Genomic DNA, 15,819 nt, shown 5'->3' with positions numbered 1-15,819 from the left:
CGTGATGGCGGCAACTATCAAGCGGCGCTTGACTGTTCAGGCTCTGGTGAGGTGGTTTGAGTGGCGGAGGTATGCTCTGCTTTTTGGCGGCCAGCAATGTGAATAAAGTTGCCTGGGAGTGCTCGCTCATTTTCTCCCATACTCATAGGCATGATTGCGGCGACTATTTCGTTTTTTAAGCCCATAACTGCGGTAAGCGCCTGCCCTTCATAAATGCGTAAAACGCCGCCTTTTTTAATGCCAACCTTCAAATTTTTAAGTCGGCCTAGAAGCTCAACATTCATGCCAAATGTTGATACTGGATTTTTATTTTCATCACTTAACAGAGACTTAAATACTTTGCCTGCATCTGGGTATGACCCATCTATTGGGTTAATAAACTCAATGTGAGTAATAAGCTTACGTTCCTCGATGCCCAACGCTTCAAAGGTGGTGAAGGTATCAAGGATGTCGCAAATCGATGTGAGCATTGCCACGCCATCGTTGATAAAGATGTTTTGAATGGAAGGTAAATACTTTTTGTTGGCGGCTTTGACCAAGTCTTTACTGATTGGGTAAATGTACTCGCCATCGCTAAAGCCGTCCTCGTCATAAATAGTGACGAGGCAATGGCCGTCAGTGGCGGTGAGGATCACGCCTTTTTCGGGGTGCGGCTTTACGTGAAAGCCGTTTAGATAGTAACGAACATCATTTTTAGCGGCGAACGCTGCCAGCATTGGCAGGTATTCAATGTTGAATTTGGTTTTCATTTTCTCTCTCGCTTTTTGCTGCTTGCTAAGCTGGCTAATGTTTAACTTCTAGGCTGCGCGGCTTTGGTTGCTAATCTGGTCTTTTGCGGCTGCGTCGCGCTGTTTGTCGAGGTAGGCGGCTAGGTCGTTGATGTTGACCAACCACGGCGCTTTATTGCCTTGCCCACCACGAAAAACTGGGAAGGGTAAGCGGCCTGCTTTGGCGTAGTTCGCTGCGGTGCGAGGTGCCAAGCCGAGATATTCATCGCTAATTTGCTCTAGCGGCACTACGGCTTTGCCTATCTGGGCCATGAGTAAAAAGGCTGTGTTCATGCAGGCTCCTTGGGTTGAAGTTGTTCGCCTTGATTGCTTAATCCAGCAAGGTGAATTTTTTTGCATAGTTGCCAACCAATTAGCACGGCGTTTAATGCATTACGTTCGTGCGGGTAATCGGCTATTAGCTTTTGGGTTTCGGCGATTTGTTTATCGCAGTAATCGGCTAAGGCACTCACATGGGTTTCGCTCATAGCTGTGCCTTATGCGAGTTGATGCACGTTGGTTGGCGCTTGGTCGTTGCGCCAAACAGTGACGGTGCCGAACAAGCCTTGCTTGGGTTCGTTAAAGCGCAGGCTGAAGCTGTTGCCCAGTTCGCCAGTGCGGCCAATATATTGGCTGTAAAATGCGGGACTTGGGTGGTTGTAGGCAAAGTGCTTGGTTAGCTCCGCACAACGCGCTTGTACCCGTGGGCAGTCCATTGGGTTGGTGTGGCCTTTGGCGATAGCCATTAGGCAAGCAAAGCGGATGGCGACCAGTAGACGAAACTCGGTGCGCTGTTTTGCTGATGTTTGAACTCTGGTTAAGATCATTTCCCTGTCCTCGGTAGTGGTACTTAAGATTTCTTAATATCAATTTAGGAAAACTTAAGTTTATCGTCAAGGAAAAACTTAGGAAAACTTAAAATATTTTTGGTTATTTTTGATTTGATGATTTTTAGAGCAAGGAGTGTTATAAGTTAAGACATTGAACTAAGGAGGGTTTATGGGCTTTTTCGGTCGATTAATTATTTTTCAAATTGCGGCTGTTTTTGCGGCGAATAGTCCCTTAGCAGTGGCAGATATTTATAAGTGCGAGGTGGATGGTAAGTTAGTAATTCAAGATACGCCTTGCCCTGATGGTGTTCGGCAATCCACTGTTGATGTGGTGATTCAGAATGACCACAAAAAGGTTGATCCCTTCGCTTATGATGAGAGCCAGTTTAGTGATTGGGAAAATAAGCTGATCAAGGCTGGTAAGGTTGAAGTGGGGATGAGTGTTGAAGCGCTTCAACAAAGTTGGGGAAGTCCTATCAACATTAATCGTTCAGCTTATGGTCCTGAACAATGGGTATTTAGGGATGGTATGTATGGTCACAGATATGCATATGTGCGTGATGGAAAAGTAGTTAATTGGCAGGATTAGATAAACAAAAACCGCCGTGAGGCGGTTTTTGTTACGTTCATAACTAGCTGTTGTCGTTAGTTGACCAGAACATGGCGATACCTTCATGGTTCTCGATTGCTTTAACGAACAATGGATTACTTAGCGTATGCATATAGCTATGATGAACAGTTAGTACTAAATCTTGAAATTGATGATCATCTTCGAGTGCTACAACATTCAACCCTAATGCTCTTACTTGGTCTATATGGATATGTCTAGCATGAGCAAAGGTTGCGTCATGATTATTTAATGCTGTAACAATATCATTCGCTTTACTTGCTGCTTGATCTGGAGGTAAGTGAGAAAACATACCTGTTTTGAGCCATTCATCAACGATTTTTCCTGCCCAAACAATAGCTTTTTCACATTCTCCAATAAAGGTAGGGTGATACTTTTGCAGGATCATTCCCCAGTAATGTGCTGCAACTGGGTTAGCTAATATTTCCGTTTTTGCTTTTTCAAATTCTTCCAAAACACCATACGCAGGTATACCACCAAACTGAGGATCAAAAGGACCTAAATTTGATTGTTTACCCATGATTATTGTGTTGCAGGCGCATGCCATCATCGTACCCGCTGACATTGCCATTTGTGGGACAATGGCTCTTATATCAGTGCCAAACTTAGCCCTTAAATAGGCCACTAAAGATTCAACTGCAGCAATATCACCACCTGGAGTATGCAGAATAATGTCTAAACCTTTAGTTGCATCCATACCATGGATGACATTCATAAATCCATTTTTATCATCATCCCTGATCATCCCTAACGCCTGAGCTTGAGGCGAGCTTTTTTGAAGAAACGCAGAGTAATAAGCTATAACATTTCTACCAGTGTGTTGATGTAGTTGTTTTAGATATTTTTTCCGCACGAAATCAATAGGGGAAGTTCTAGACGCTTCCCCTATTTCGTTTAACACTTCATTCCAATTTGGCATAGATTAGTAGCTATAAAGAGTGCTTGTAGAGTTGTTATTTTGAGGTTGTGATGAGTACAAATATTTGCTGTTTACTGGTGCATGCAGCGTAGTTTTTTCAAAAACAACAGTACGTGCATATTGATCACTACGTTGACCAGCTGGAAGTGCGTTGTAATTAATATTTGCTAATTTATACAGATCTTGTGGTGTCATCTGGGCCTCCTAGCGCTTCACACTATATGTTGTGTTTTATAATTATACTTATACTACATCTTGTGATTTTGCTTTGCTTTTTATACGACAAAGCCCCGAAGAGCGGGGCTAAACAGTTAGCCATCGCTAACATTTGAATTATTGCACAGTATTTAAAATGTCTGCAATAAAATAAAGTTTATTTTGTGAGCAGTTTAAATAAGCACCGAATACCAAAACACTTTGCCGATGATTTTTATGTGTTTTATCTGTTCTGAGTTTATCTGTTCATCTGGCCATTCTTCTATGTTGTAGCTGCGTAGGCGAACGCCGCCACCTGGGAGTTTGTAGAGCATTTTTACTCGCAACATGCCATCGTGATTAATGGCGTACATTTTGCCGTCCACAATATCGGTGTGGGAGGTGTCAACGCCAACGGTTGATCCGTGGGGTAATACGGGTTCCATGCTATTGCCATTGACTTTAACGCATACCGCATCGGCGGCGCTGACGCCTTGACGCCTCAAGGTGGATTTAGCAAAGCGGAGTTTGGGGCCGTAGTATTCGCGTATATCGGCAATTCCAGCACCGGCGGCTAGCTCAACTTCCATGTAAAACGGTATCTCCACTTCGTCATCACCGAGCGGGCTATTTCTATCCCACGTTTCGAAACCGCCCATAAACTCTGCATTGGCTACAGGTTTACTTTGTTTTTCTTCACCAAAGATTAAAAAATCAGGCGAGCACTCCAAAGCATCCGCTAGTTTATAGAGGTTTTTACCTTTAGGTGAATAGTCACCAGATTCCCATTGCGAAATGGTAACGCCTGAAACTCCTACTTTTTTTGCAAGTTGGATTTGCGTCAAACCTAATTCGTCTCTTCGCGACTTAACGCGGTTATTGAATGTTTTCATATAAGTTATCTTAAATCAATTTGACTTAGGTTTTGTTGGTATTCATACTTAGGAAAACTTAAATTTTAAGGATGCCTTAAAAATGAAAACTAGCGATGCTGTTCAGCACTTCAACGGTAAGTCTAAGTTAGCGAAGGCGCTTGGTATTAACCCCGCTTCTGTTTCTCAGTGGGGTGAAGACGTTCCTGCGCTGCGCGCTTTTCAAATTGAGCGGTTAACCAACGGAAAGCTAAAGGCTGGGGCGTTACAGCTGCCGAATGCTCACCAAGCGGCTTAACCCTTGTTATTAACATTAGCAAAGAGAGAGTTATTAGCATGAAACCACAATCACGTTTGAATTTATTGATGAAAACCATCCATCGGGTACTTGAGTTGCCGAAGATGAGCCGTTTTGGGCTGGCGATGGATTTTGTTGCTGCGGTTGATCGCCTTGGGCTTAACGAGGTGTTAGCGGCTGAGGGGATTAATTTTGCCCGTACCGATGATGTGCATAACAACGCACGGGTAAATGCGCAAAAGCTGTTCCGTTGGCTGGGGCAGTATGAGGGGCAGCATCCGCAGGTTGAACGCCTGTTTTTCGTTGAGCAAGCCCTTGTTGCGGCGTTACCTGAGCATTTGCGAGTGCAGTACCTCAATGATGTGTTTGGTTGCGCTGGGGTAACGGTGATTGCTGACCGTATGAGTGATGGCCATGTATTGCATGTTGCTGATATGGCCGCGCAACTGACTAAAGAAAACGCTGAGGCGCAAGTAGCGGTGATTCATTTAGTGGCTAACCCCAGTAAAGACGAAGTGCTGCGGGCTTATAAAGAACTTAAAGAATCGGCTGCGACTACGCAGGGCAGTATGGCAGCGCTTGAATTGGCTTATCCGTTTTTGGCGAATAAGCCCGAACTACGCAAGAGCGAGAGAGTGGCTGATGTCGGATAAAGCGGATGATGCGGATGCATTAGTTGAGTTGCAGCTGCGGGCGGCGATGGCCAGCAGACAGCGCCCTGTGATGAGGCCATTTACTGGCTGTTGTTATTGGTGCGGTGAGTCTGTTGAGTCGCCACGGATTTTTTGTGATGCCGATTGCCGTGATGATTTTGAGCGCAATGCGGCGACAAAAGGGAGCGTGAAACGATGAGTTATGCAGATGAGGTTGCGGTGAAAGCACCGTTTGATTATGCCGATGAGGTTACGGTTAAGGCCGAATCAAATCAGTTAAGTGATAAGTTCGAGGTTCATTTTGAACCCGCTTCTATTAACGATGCTAGTCCTTTGGTTGTGCCTAAGAATCGTTACCGTAATTGGCCTGCGTTAAATCAGGCGATTGGCGTTGGCGAGAGTTACGCAGATATCCCCTATACACCTGAGGAAGATGAGGCATTTGAACTGCTTGAACGCAATCAACAATTGTCTGAGTTCGCTCGCATTGAACGCAATCATGAAATTGCATTAATGGCGAATGTGATCCGCAGTACGGTACGCACTCATAGCGCTGAGGGTATTGCAACACGGTTGTTTGAGGCGGGTTATCGGTTTGATAGTTCGGCTGTGTGTTTGAAATAAGAAAGCCCGCTGATGTTTGGCGACGGATGCGGGCTCAATACCGAGAGGCAAAATCATGGTACTTGAAACAAGTAATTGCGTCAATTTTGACGCTAGCAATAGCAATGTGGTGCATTTGCGACCACTGACTGATCACAGTGCTAAGCGGGGTGATGTGGTGAAGGCAGATCTTGATGATGGTTATTTGAGGCTGTCAAACACGCTGGTTGATGCGTTGTGCTGCACCAAATTGAGCGATCGTGAGAGTCGTGTGGTATTTGCTGTGATGCGCAGAACCTACGGTTACGGTAAGGCTACTGATTGGGTTTGTTTAGAGCAATTGGCCGAAATGACGGGGATTTCGACTAGCAATATTTGCCATGCTATTCGCTCACTCACCCAGCGTAATATTTTGATAAAAGATGGTCGTAAGTTAGGGGTAAATACGGTTGTTTCGGAGTGGAGTGCTAAGTTATCTAAGCCTGAAAACATTAAAAAAAGCGTTGTCGAAACTGACAATTCGATTGTCGGAATTGACAACGCGATTGTCGAAATCGACAGCTCAGATTGTCGAAAACGAGAGATACAAAAGAAAGACAATATTACAAAAGACAATATAAATAATATTTGTCCGAAATCTGCGTTTAATCCCTTTTTCAAAATCTATCCCGCGCATCGCAAAGGCGGTAGCGATGCCCATTCTTGGAAGGTCTGGAAAGCTGAAAAGCTGACCGAGGCCGATTGTGAAGCTGCAATCCTCTGGTTAACTCAAGCCGCTGCTGCGGATGTCAGTTGGCAAACTCATGCCAATGGGCAATACGCGCTGGGTATCACTCGTTTTATCCGCGAACGCCATTGGTTAACGCCATTGCCTAAGCCTGCGGTGCAAAACTCGCATTTGGATATTGCGGTTTATCACGAGTCGGCAGCGCGGTTTGACTCGGTGAGCAGCCAGTTTAATACGGAGCTTTGACGATGATGGATATGAGCCAAGAGGTTAACAAGTTGCTGAAACGCCTTGGTTGCCCTGAGCATATCAAGCCTGATTCGCCTGAGGTTTATCGCCAAAAGTTTCGTGAGTTGCAACGCCGTGATGAGTTGGAAAAGTCGATTGAGCATCGTACTCGAGTGAATAACGCGCTGTTTGGTAAGAGCGGTTTGAATGCCCATTTTTTAAGTTGTTCTTTTGATAATTATCAGGTTGAGCGAGCAGATCAGCGCAAGGCGCTCGATTTGGCTAAGCGCTATGTGGAGAAGTTTGCCGAGCTGTCGGCAGTGGGTAAGGGGTTTTTGTTTATCGGTACGCCTGGCACGGGCAAAAACCATTTGGCGGCGGCAATTGCCAATGCGTTGATGGCTAAGCATCACACCGTGGTGTTGCTGAGTGTGATGGACCTGTTTGCTCGGGTACGTGAGAGCTATAACGACCGTTCTCTGACAGAAGAACGTTTGATCGCCGAGTTTATGCGGCCTGAGTTGTTGATTATCGATGAGATTGGCCTGCAACGCGGCAGTGTTGACGAAATGCTGTGGTTAACGCGGATTATCGATAAGCGTTTGTACGGGCTTAAATCGACTGGGTTTATCACCAATCTTGATACTGATTCGCTGCAAAAGATGTTGGGTGAACGGGCATATGAGCGGTTGCGCGATGCGGCTACGGTGGCGGTGACGTTCAATTGGCCGAGTTATCGCGGTAAGCGGAGGTGAGCATGGCGGCACTTAAGCAATTACCCGATGATGCGCCCGATTTTTATTCGGCTTTGGTGAGCAATACTGCGGCGCGTCCTGTTGTGCAAGAGGCGGTTAATGATGCGCAGTTGTTTGTACCAAATGCGGTGACTGCCGCTGAGTTACGGGCCCAAGGCTTTATGCGTGAGCGCGAACTACCACAAATGTGGCATTGCCGCGGCGGTGAGTCGGACATGGAGAAGATTGTGAAGCATATGTCGGTTATCCCTCCTGAATTTAAGCATTCCGTTTGTATCGAGTACGAAAGGATATTTGCTCAGGGTGGGCCAGCTGCGCGTAAACAGGCAAATCAGTTTTTGGTAAGGCAGTCAAAGCGATTTAGAGGAGTTCCCCATGAGCAGTAATTCAACTCAACCGGCTAAGCCGTTAACTCAGCGTGAACGCCTAGCAAAGATTATTACCGGGTCACGTTATTGGACGCTGTTTGAGATCCAACAGGAGTGTTTAACCCGCTTTGGCTCGTTGGATAGCGAAACGGCGTTAAGTGCACGGTTTAGGGATATGCCGTTGGATAAACGCTGTAAGCGTATTCGGCATGGCACTAAAAACACCTTTGAATATCGGTTGGAGGCTTAGGCGATGGCTAACGCGAGTGGTGTTGAAGTTGGCAAGTTGAAAGATGCACCTATGCGCCGCTGGCTGCGTGGCGGGGTTACTCGAGATTATCGGGATCCTGAGTTTCCTCAGTTGCGTTTGCGGGCGACGGCTGATCGTAAAAAGGCCTCGTTATTTTTGGTGGTTAATGAGGGCGGTAAGACGGTTTGGCAAAAGCAAGGTGTGTGGCCAAGCATGTGTATTAAGACGTTTTTAGAGCAGTTGCCTGTGGTGATGGCTAAGCGTAGTGCGGGGGCGGAGGTGCTGCGCGGTGAGTTTGTGACTGTGGTTGATCTGCTTAAGTGGTTTTTGGGCCATATCGAGGGTAATCGTTCATTTAGCCACAGTTGGCGAGCGAATTGTAAATCAGTGGTGAGTAAGCATTTGCTGGGAATGTTTGCTGATTTGCCGCTGGCTGATCTTTCGTTTGTGGCGGTCGATACCCGCTTGGTTAAGCCGATGTTGGCTGAGGGTTATTCAACTAACTACATCAAAAGTGCGGTGAAGATTTTTAAGCGGGCGATAAGTGCGGCGGCTGATTTGCGGTTGATCGAGGGCAATGCGTTGGCGGGGTATCGGGTGGAAATGAGTTTGAAGATGGCGCCAACGGTTGGCACGCAGTTGATGGAGTCTGACTTAGGGCCGTTGTTTACTGCGCTGCGTGATGCGATTTGGCCTGTGGCGATGTTGTTTATGTTGATGCTGATGTTTGGTACCCGCATTAACGAGACTCGTTTGGCACGGTGGGAGCATTTTGCGGGTGATTGGTGGATTATCCCGGCTACGAATGCGAAGAACCGCCAAGAGCATAGGTTGCCTTTAACGCCAACGGCTAAGGCGTTGTTGACGCATTACTTGCAGTGGCAGGTTAAGCATGTGGGTAAGCGGGCGTTTTTGTTCCCTGGTGATGAGGGGGAGATTAGCATTCGTACGGCGCAGTATTGGAGTGAACAAATTCGCTTTAAGGCGTTTACTTCTCATGCACTGAGAAAGCTTTGCCGCACGATTATTGCCGATATGGGCGTTGATACGATGGTCGGCGAGCGGCTGCTTAATCATGCCTTGCCTGTGCTTTTGCGTACCTATGTTCACTCGACCTTGGATAAGGGCATGTTGAGCGCACTCGATGCTTATCATGCTCATTTAATTTTGCGCGGTTTTAACGAGGTTGCGCCCGAGATAATCCCTAGATCGTCGGTAAAGAGTCAGAACACGCAAACCCAGATGGCTAGCGGGTGGCTGTGATGATCGTTGCATCAACCCCTAAGGAGTATGCAATGGCACTAAATGGAGTGAATTTATGAGCAATCGCGCAGCAACAATTCTAAAAACGGGCAGAGCGATTCGGGGTTTTAGTCAGCATGAAGTGGCTGAGATTTACGGGGTTGATCGCCGAACTTATCAACGCTGGGAAAGTGGTAAGTGCAATGTGCCATCAAATCATTTTTTGGCGATTTTGAATGACGTATTTCAGTTATCTATCGAGCAAATCACGGGGGTAGCGAATGAGGCCATCTAATCAACAGTTGCAGGAGTGGGTTAAGCGCAGGGATTTGCGCGAGGAGTTAATTAACTTGAAAGCGTTACGTGTTGGCCTGAGCACCTGGGGCCGTTACTGGGCTTACCAAGAGCTTGGCCGCAATTACGGTAACCGCAGCGCCTGCGATAAGTTAGGGGATCCATTAACCCGTGGTGGTGCAGTTGTGCATGAGCTTGACGTGCCTAAGCATGTGGCACAGTTCGACCGGATGATTGAACTGCTATCCCCAAACTGTAAGCGCGCTATCCGTGCCCATTATGTATGTAAAGGCCAATGGGCCTTGATGGGCTTTGATAGTAAAAAGTCTTATGTGTACTGGCTCAGACGAGCCGAAATGCAATTAGTAAAGTGAGGTGATTGATGGATGATACAGCGTACTTACACCGACAACTGATTAAGCTCGGCGATATGATGGGTGATGGTTTACACCATGAGCGTGATGGTAAGTGGATTGCTACTGAATACAAACGAACTCTTAAGGCTCTTGGTCTAATGCCAAAGAGCAATGTACGTAAGAACAACGTTATGCGCATAGATGTTGCAATGGTGCAGCGAGTGGCTGATGTGCAATGTGGTAAGTGCGGCGGTGCATTGACTCAAACTAAGTCAGGATCCAAACGCGCAGTGTGTTCTAACGGTCACAAGTGGCAATTACTTAAGTGAGAATTGTTATCATCTAGGCTGGATGCGATCCGTTATCATCACGGGTCCTTCCGGCCTCCTTCACTGCGGGGGCGGTGACTCGCAGTGGTTCACTACATACGAAAAATTTCTGGGGTTGAGTTGTTGTTTTATAGGGCAGTGACCTAACCATGGAAGTAAATACACTATGAAAATAATATAAGTTATTGATTATTAATTGATAACATTTAATTGCTGCTCATGCTTGTTTTTGGAATTTGTGGTCGCAGTCAAATAACAACTTTGCTAGATCTTTTTTGATCGCTCGATCATCCAATCAAAACACCATCGCGTTTTGTCCTGTGACCATTTTGCCGACGCTGTCGAAATGGTTCTGTCTTTACATGCAAAATCAGTTAAGTGATAAGTAATTCAAAAAGTCTAACTTACACCTGTCTAAATCAGTTAAGTGATAAGTAAATCGAAAAAATCCCTGTGATTGATTTTTCACATATCACAGGTTTACAAATTTGGAAACGGCACATTTGCCGCTTTATGCGGCAGATCTGCCGCTTTTAAAGCCCTTAAAATCGGGTAGATTTATATACGCTTGCTAAAGCTTCGTTTAATAGGTCGCACTCTTCCTGCTCAAAGGCTCCCTCGTGGAGCCTTTTTATTTGGTGCTTTTATGGCTCGTGTCTCGCTCCGCAAAAAAGTTTACATCGCTGGCCCCATGAGCGGGTTGATTGATTGCAATCGCCCTGAGTTTCATTTGGCTGCCGATGTTCAGCGCGAGCTTGGTCATATTGTGCTTAACCCGGCAACAATACCGGATGGATTAACCGAACCCGAGTACATGGCAATTTGCTTGCCGATGTTGATGTGCTGCGATCGGATATATCTGCTGGATAACTGGGCGAGTTCAAAAGGTGCCAAAGCGGAATATGCGTTAGCTAACAAACTTGGCTTAGAGATTGTTTTTCAAGATGGGGTGGATCATGAAATAACGCTACTAGGTTTGCGGGCAGATCAATAACCGCCGCCTGATTTCTCACAGGTGTAATCCAAAAGAGAATTCGCATTGCTCTAAGCAATAGCAACGCAGTCAGCGAAAGGTAGTCGAGCCATTTTTAGAAATGGTAACGGCATGACGTAGTTCGGGTTCGCGCCCCGTTAATGCATCAGTAGCGCATGAATTATTTAAGTTTGCAGGCTTTAGCATCATCTATGGGAGAAGTTATGACTAAACGTATTCGAGTTGAAAACGCTGATACCAGTGATCACAAAGTGGTTGTACAGCTCTGGGATAAAGGAACTGATTCAGCGCCTGACAATTTAGTAAAAGAATTTGAACTTCATAATGTTCAATTGGAAGAACTTACCATTTGGGACACTCGTTACATTGTAATTAAAGAAGTCCCTAAGTCTTAATCGTAGCCAACCCCAGCTGAATAAAAGCGGCCGCTGCAATGGTGGCCGTGGTGGGTATGTGTTGCCGAGGTTTTGACAGTACCGCCTCGGACGTTGAAAGACACTAAAAACATCAGCAGTTAGAGGCGGTTGTCTCACCGTTGATCTAACCGTTGGCCGCGCTAAGGCTAACCCCAAATTACAGGAGTATTGCCCATGTCATTAAAGCAAAAGCTCATGGCACTTGGGCTGTCCTCCGCTGTTGCATTGGCAGGGGCGAATTTAATTGCCCCAGCTGAAGCGCCAAACGGTGAGCCGATTCTGCACACCTACCTTGATCCGGTGCAAATCCTCACCGCTTGCTTTGGGCACACAGGCCCCGAGCTTGAACTCAACCAGTTTTTTAGCGAACAGCAATGCATTGAAATGTTCGCCGAGGACTTAGGCAAAGCCGATCGCCAGCTTCGCCGCCTCACGTATCCGGTGCAGTTAACCGAAGGTGAGCACGCAGCTTATCTCAGCCTCATTTACAACTTTGGTGCGGGCAACTTTCAAGCCTCCACTTTGCTAAAGCTGTTAAAGCGTGGCGAACGAGTGGCGGCTTGTCGCCAACTCACCGAGGCCTGCGGCAAGTATGGCTGCAATGGTTTCGTTTATGCCAATAACGTCAAATTGCCTGGTTTAGAAGTACGGCGCCAAAACGAACAGGCGATATGCCTTAAGGATCTCCATGTTCCAAAAACTCATTAACGCCACAGGTACCTTGCACTTGTACATTATCGGCGCGCTGATAATGGTGATTGCATTACTCGGTATGAGTCTCACCGCCACCAAAACCGACCTAGCCCTAAAAAATGCGCAGCTAGAGTCTGCCGCTATCAACCAGCGAATGCTGCAGGATGACCTAACGACCGTTACCGATGAGCTGCAAGCTCAGGCCAAAGAACGTGACCGAATCGCAAAGGATTACGCCTTTGCCTTAGCGCTCAATCAACAAGCCGCCAAAGCCAAGGCCGAGATTGAAAGCCAGCTTGCAGATCAGCGCGACGCCATTAAAAAACTAAGGACCTCAGCCAATGAACAAACTCGCAGTTGGGCTAATACTGCCGTGCCTGATGATGTTCAGCGGCTGCTCAAACACGCCGCCTACTGTGCGCACCGTAGTCACCAAGCAGACCCAGTATGTGCTGCCGCCGAAAGAGTTGATCAGCCAGTGCTTACCCGCCGAATGTGACCTTTTACACAACAAGGGCGCAAACGCCGACCTAGCCGATTGCCTAACGCAACAGCTAGCAGTGATCAAAAAATGCGATACCGATTTGCAGAATATCGAAACATGGCGTGAGGCCAAATTAAATGAACTCAACTGAATCAATCCGCGAAGTTGGCACGCAAAAAATGCTCGCCGCTGCGTCTTATAGTGCATCCGCTACAACAGCAGCCGGAGGAGTATTTACAGTGAATAATTTAGCGCTGTGGATAGGGATATTTTTAACAGTGCTCACATTCCTTGTTAACTGGATATATCAAGCGTTTAAAGACAGGCGCGACGCTGAGCGGCATGAGTTGCAAACGCAAGTGCTAAAGGCACAGTTAAAACAGGTAGAACAACGCAATGGCCCGCATTCAACCCCAAGAGACAACGCCTGTACTGCTGAATAAAACCGACCTGTGCAAAAGCTTAGGGTTGAGTACCCAAGCGTTTGATAAATGGGATGTGCCAGTTCACAGCAAAAAAGGCCGTGAGTGTTTGTACACCATGGCCGATGTGGTAGCCAATCGCGTCGCCAACGAGCGTAAAAAACACCTCAGCAAACCCGATGAGGATGATCCAGAAAAGCCAAATCTCGACTATGAACGCTGGCGCTTAACCAAGGCTCAAGCAGACGGGCAAGAAATCAAAAACGAAAAAGACCGCAAAGAGGTGGTCGAAGTCGGCTTTTCTACCTTTGTGCTTAATCGAATCTCAGCCCAAATCGCCCCAGTGTTGGATCAAGCCCACATTCGGATGAAGCGAAAATATCCCGACATTCCAGAACGCATAATCGACGCCTTTAGAGCGGAGGTGATTAAAAGTCAAAACACCGTTGCCGAACTGGCATCGGGTATTGAGGACCTACTAAATGAGTATATCGGCAGCACAGATTAAAAATCTGAAAGCTGCCGTTACTGCTGGGCTTCGTGGATTCTATCGCCCGCCCATGCTCACTTGCTCAGAGTACGCCGACGAGCATTTTTATATGTCGTCTGAGTCCTCTTATACTGAGGGCAAGTGGGAGAGCTTACCGTTTCAAATCGGCATTCTTAATGCCATGGGTAACGACCAAATCAGCGTGCTCAACTTAATGAAGTCGGCGCGTGTCGGTTACACCAAAATGCTGATGGCTAACTCGGCCTACAAGATTGAGCACAAAAAGCGCAACGTGCTCATCTACCAGCCGCGTGATGCGCAAGCCAAAACCTTTATGAAAAAGCACGTTGAAACGGCGATCCGCGATATCCCCGTTTGGCGTGCGCTCGCACCTTGGATGGGGCGCAAACATAAAGACAGCACGCTTGAAGATAAAATCTTCACCAACGGCAAAACGCTCATGGTGCGCGGTGGTACCGCCGCGGCGAACTACCGCGAAATCTCCACCGACGATGTGATCTACGACGAGCTAGCGGGTTTTGATGAATCCATTGAGCACGAAGGTAACGCCACCTCATTAGGTGATACCCGTATCGAGCTGTCGATGTTCCCCAAATCAATCAGGGGATCAACGCCAAAGGTGCTCGGCACATGCCAAATGGAAAAGGCCTGCAGCGAATCACCACATTTTTTTAAATTCAATTTGCCTTGCCCGCACTGCGGCGAACTGCAATCGCTTAAATGGGGCGGGCTAGAAGAAGCATTCGGCATTAAGTGGCGCAAGAATGAGAAGGGCGAGCACGACCCAAGCACCGCTTACTATCTGTGTGAGCACTGCGGTTGCTGCATTGAAAATAACCAGCTCGATGATATGGAGTTGGACCCTCGCGCCATTTGGATTTGCGACAACACCGGCATCCGCACCCGCGACTTTATTGATTTTTACGATGCCGAAGGCAACGACATCACCACGCCGCCCAATATCTCAATCCATATTTGGTCGGCTTATAACTCGCTCAACAGCTGGGCAAAACTGGTTACTGAGTTTTTAAAGGCCAAAGGCGATAAAGAAAAGCTGCAAACCTTCGTTAACACCAAGCTTGGCTTACCGTGGGATAACGACACCGGCGAGCGCGTTGAGTGGGAAGATTTAAAACGCCGCCGCGAAATGTACCCCAAAGGCTGTGTACCTGATTGGGTGGTGTATCTCACCTGCGGTATCGACACCCAAGACGATCGCTATGAGGGCCGTGTGTGGGGCTGGGGCGCAGGTAAAGAGGTGGCACTTATTGACCGCTTTATCCTATATGGCGATCCATCAAGCCAAGTTTTAAAAGACAAAGTCGCCGAGCGTATCGGCCAAAGTTATGCCCGTGCCGATGGGGTGATCCTCAATATTGGCGTAGCGGGTTGGGACTCTGGCGGTCACTACACCGACGATGTTTACGCCATGAGTAAAAAACTTGGCGTGATGCGGGTGATCCCAATGAAGGGCGCCAACGTCTACGGCAAGCCGATTGCTAACTTCCCCCGTAAGCGCACCGCCAAGGGTGTGTACTTAACCGAAGTCGGTACCGACAACGCCAAAGAGTTAATCATGGCCATGCTGCGAATCGACCCCGATGTGGATGTGCGTAAGCCTGGTGCAATTCACTTCCCGTTGAATGAATCCGTGTGTGACGACATTGAGCTGCAACAGCTCACTGCCGAACGCAAAATCCCTAAGCGGGTGGATGGTCGCATTGTATACCGCTGGGATGCGGGTAATCGCCGTAACGAGGCGTTGGACTGTTTTGTCTACGCCTTGGCCGCGTTGTATATCGCGCTCGAAAAATTCGGCATCAATCTCGACAAGTTGTCGCACGTTAAACCCATCACCACCAATAGCGAGCAAACCGCCGCAGAACCTAAACCTGCAGCCAAGCCAAAGGCAAGCGCCAATAGCTGGCTAAACGGTGGCGGCGGTGGTGCAAGCGGCGGCTGGCTTTAACCAACAGGAACACACA

The 15,819-nt window shown here is 47.4% G+C and carries 28 protein-coding genes; 21 read left to right on the top strand and 7 right to left on the bottom strand.

Features of this window, described 5'->3' with window-relative positions:
• Window positions 1–17: 17 nt before the first annotated feature.
• Genes M0415_RS10530 through M0415_RS10515 form a run of 4 tightly spaced genes read right to left on the bottom strand, consistent with a single transcriptional unit; the run spans window position 18 to window position 1,594 of the window.
• Window positions 18–749, bottom strand: a complete 732-nt coding sequence (locus M0415_RS10530; protein ID WP_249553765.1) for a beta clamp domain-containing protein — start codon at window positions 747–749, stop codon at window positions 18–20.
• Window positions 750–797: 48 nt separating this feature from the next.
• Window positions 798–1,061, bottom strand: a complete 264-nt coding sequence (locus tag M0415_RS10525; protein ID WP_249553767.1) for a pyocin activator PrtN family protein — start codon at window positions 1,059–1,061, stop codon at window positions 798–800.
• On the bottom strand, window positions 1,058–1,255 hold the full coding sequence (locus tag M0415_RS10520; RefSeq protein ID WP_249553769.1) for a hypothetical protein: 198 nt from the start codon (window positions 1,253–1,255) through the stop codon (window positions 1,058–1,060). Before M0415_RS10520 ends, M0415_RS10525 begins: the two co-directional genes overlap by 4 nt.
• Before the next feature lie 9 nt (window positions 1,256–1,264).
• Entirely contained in the window at window positions 1,265–1,594 is a 330-nt protein-coding gene (locus tag M0415_RS10515) for a hypothetical protein (RefSeq protein ID WP_249553771.1), read from the bottom strand.
• A 172-nt stretch (window positions 1,595–1,766) separates the two neighbouring features.
• Between M0415_RS10515 and M0415_RS10510 the strand changes: the two genes are divergently transcribed.
• A complete protein-coding gene (locus M0415_RS10510) occupies window positions 1,767–2,186 on the top strand; it encodes a DUF4124 domain-containing protein (RefSeq protein ID WP_249553773.1) in 420 nt (139 codons plus the stop codon).
• A gap of 43 nt (window positions 2,187–2,229) precedes the next feature.
• Here M0415_RS10510 and M0415_RS10505 read toward each other — a convergent pair whose 3' ends face one another.
• The 3 genes from M0415_RS10505 to M0415_RS10495 all read right to left on the bottom strand — a co-directional run bounded on the left by M0415_RS10505 (window position 2,230) and on the right by M0415_RS10495 (window position 4,232).
• Window positions 2,230–3,144 (bottom strand): SDH family Clp fold serine proteinase, encoded by a 915-nt coding sequence (locus M0415_RS10505; RefSeq protein WP_249553775.1) that lies wholly within the window; start codon window positions 3,142–3,144, stop codon window positions 2,230–2,232.
• Between the two features lie 3 nt (window positions 3,145–3,147).
• Window positions 3,148–3,339 carry a hypothetical protein gene (locus M0415_RS10500; RefSeq protein WP_249553777.1) on the bottom strand — a complete coding sequence of 64 codons (192 nt, stop codon included), beginning with the start codon at window positions 3,337–3,339 and terminating at the stop codon, window positions 3,148–3,150.
• Between the two features lie 194 nt (window positions 3,340–3,533).
• Window positions 3,534–4,232 carry a S24 family peptidase gene (locus M0415_RS10495; RefSeq protein ID WP_249553779.1) on the bottom strand — a complete coding sequence of 233 codons (699 nt, stop codon included), beginning with the start codon at window positions 4,230–4,232 and terminating at the stop codon, window positions 3,534–3,536.
• A gap of 82 nt (window positions 4,233–4,314) precedes the next feature.
• Between M0415_RS10495 and M0415_RS10490 the strand changes: the two genes are divergently transcribed.
• The 20 genes from M0415_RS10490 to M0415_RS10400 all read left to right on the top strand — a co-directional run bounded on the left by M0415_RS10490 (window position 4,315) and on the right by M0415_RS10400 (window position 15,803).
• Complete coding sequence (locus M0415_RS10490; protein ID WP_249553781.1) at window positions 4,315–4,509, top strand: Cro/CI family transcriptional regulator; 195 nt, start codon at window positions 4,315–4,317, stop codon at window positions 4,507–4,509.
• A 38-nt stretch (window positions 4,510–4,547) separates the two neighbouring features.
• Complete coding sequence (locus tag M0415_RS10485) at window positions 4,548–5,162, top strand: toxin YdaT family protein (RefSeq protein ID WP_249553783.1); 615 nt, start codon at window positions 4,548–4,550, stop codon at window positions 5,160–5,162.
• The gene (locus M0415_RS10480; protein ID WP_249553785.1) at window positions 5,152–5,361 is read left to right on the top strand and encodes a hypothetical protein; all 210 of its coding nucleotides are present in this window, start codon (window positions 5,152–5,154) and stop codon (window positions 5,359–5,361) included. Before M0415_RS10485 ends, M0415_RS10480 begins: the two co-directional genes overlap by 11 nt.
• On the top strand, window positions 5,358–5,786 hold the full coding sequence (locus M0415_RS10475) for a hypothetical protein (protein WP_249553787.1): 429 nt from the start codon (window positions 5,358–5,360) through the stop codon (window positions 5,784–5,786). The genes M0415_RS10480 and M0415_RS10475 overlap by 4 nt, the downstream gene beginning before the upstream one ends.
• A 55-nt stretch (window positions 5,787–5,841) precedes the next feature.
• Window positions 5,842–6,738, top strand: a complete 897-nt coding sequence (locus M0415_RS10470) for a replication protein (RefSeq protein ID WP_249553789.1) — start codon at window positions 5,842–5,844, stop codon at window positions 6,736–6,738.
• Between the two features lie 2 nt (window positions 6,739–6,740).
• A complete protein-coding gene (locus M0415_RS10465; protein WP_249553791.1) occupies window positions 6,741–7,475 on the top strand; it encodes an ATP-binding protein in 735 nt (244 codons plus the stop codon).
• A 2-nt stretch (window positions 7,476–7,477) separates the two neighbouring features.
• Window positions 7,478–7,861 carry a hypothetical protein gene (locus tag M0415_RS10460; RefSeq protein ID WP_249553793.1) on the top strand — a complete coding sequence of 128 codons (384 nt, stop codon included), beginning with the start codon at window positions 7,478–7,480 and terminating at the stop codon, window positions 7,859–7,861.
• Window positions 7,851–8,093, top strand: a complete 243-nt coding sequence (locus tag M0415_RS10455) for a hypothetical protein (RefSeq protein WP_249553795.1) — start codon at window positions 7,851–7,853, stop codon at window positions 8,091–8,093. The genes M0415_RS10460 and M0415_RS10455 overlap by 11 nt, the downstream gene beginning before the upstream one ends.
• A gap of 3 nt (window positions 8,094–8,096) precedes the next feature.
• The gene (locus tag M0415_RS10450; RefSeq protein ID WP_249553797.1) at window positions 8,097–9,356 is read left to right on the top strand and encodes a tyrosine-type recombinase/integrase; all 1,260 of its coding nucleotides are present in this window, start codon (window positions 8,097–8,099) and stop codon (window positions 9,354–9,356) included.
• 55 nt (window positions 9,357–9,411) lie between these two features.
• On the top strand, window positions 9,412–9,630 hold the full coding sequence (locus M0415_RS10445; RefSeq protein ID WP_249553799.1) for a helix-turn-helix transcriptional regulator: 219 nt from the start codon (window positions 9,412–9,414) through the stop codon (window positions 9,628–9,630).
• The gene (locus M0415_RS10440; protein ID WP_249553801.1) at window positions 9,617–10,003 is read left to right on the top strand and encodes a hypothetical protein; all 387 of its coding nucleotides are present in this window, start codon (window positions 9,617–9,619) and stop codon (window positions 10,001–10,003) included. The genes M0415_RS10445 and M0415_RS10440 overlap by 14 nt, the downstream gene beginning before the upstream one ends.
• 8 nt (window positions 10,004–10,011) lie before the next feature.
• A complete protein-coding gene (locus M0415_RS10435) occupies window positions 10,012–10,314 on the top strand; it encodes a hypothetical protein (RefSeq protein WP_249553809.1) in 303 nt (100 codons plus the stop codon).
• Between the two features lie 646 nt (window positions 10,315–10,960).
• Window positions 10,961–11,308, top strand: coding sequence for a DUF4406 domain-containing protein (locus M0415_RS10430; RefSeq protein ID WP_249553811.1), 348 nt, complete (start codon window positions 10,961–10,963; stop codon window positions 11,306–11,308).
• Window positions 11,309–11,511: 203 nt separating this feature from the next.
• Window positions 11,512–11,703 (top strand): hypothetical protein, encoded by a 192-nt coding sequence (locus tag M0415_RS10425; RefSeq protein ID WP_249553813.1) that lies wholly within the window; start codon window positions 11,512–11,514, stop codon window positions 11,701–11,703.
• Window positions 11,704–11,898: 195 nt separating this feature from the next.
• A complete protein-coding gene (locus M0415_RS10420; RefSeq protein WP_249553815.1) occupies window positions 11,899–12,432 on the top strand; it encodes a lysozyme in 534 nt (177 codons plus the stop codon).
• Entirely contained in the window at window positions 12,413–12,916 is a 504-nt protein-coding gene (locus tag M0415_RS10415; protein WP_249553822.1) for a hypothetical protein, read from the top strand. Before M0415_RS10420 ends, M0415_RS10415 begins: the two co-directional genes overlap by 20 nt.
• Window positions 12,798–13,052, top strand: coding sequence for an Rz1-like lysis system protein LysC (gene lysC, locus M0415_RS21520; protein ID WP_425383172.1), 255 nt, complete (start codon window positions 12,798–12,800; stop codon window positions 13,050–13,052). Before M0415_RS10415 ends, lysC begins: the two co-directional genes overlap by 119 nt.
• Window positions 13,039–13,344: a holin gene (locus M0415_RS10410; RefSeq protein ID WP_249553824.1), complete on the top strand. Its 306-nt coding sequence runs from the start codon at window positions 13,039–13,041 to the stop codon at window positions 13,342–13,344. Before lysC ends, M0415_RS10410 begins: the two co-directional genes overlap by 14 nt.
• Window positions 13,298–13,831: a terminase small subunit gene (locus M0415_RS10405; RefSeq protein ID WP_249553826.1), complete on the top strand. Its 534-nt coding sequence runs from the start codon at window positions 13,298–13,300 to the stop codon at window positions 13,829–13,831. Before M0415_RS10410 ends, M0415_RS10405 begins: the two co-directional genes overlap by 47 nt.
• Window positions 13,806–15,803: a phage terminase large subunit family protein gene (locus M0415_RS10400; RefSeq protein ID WP_249553828.1), complete on the top strand. Its 1,998-nt coding sequence runs from the start codon at window positions 13,806–13,808 to the stop codon at window positions 15,801–15,803. The genes M0415_RS10405 and M0415_RS10400 overlap by 26 nt, the downstream gene beginning before the upstream one ends.
• Window positions 15,804–15,819 lie beyond the last annotated feature (16 nt).

The sequence above is a fragment of the Shewanella sp. 10B genome, from assembly GCF_023475885.1.
Lineage (GTDB): Bacteria > Pseudomonadota > Gammaproteobacteria > Enterobacterales > Shewanellaceae > Shewanella > Shewanella mangrovisoli.
This window is presented reverse-complemented; position numbering and strand designations above follow the sequence as displayed.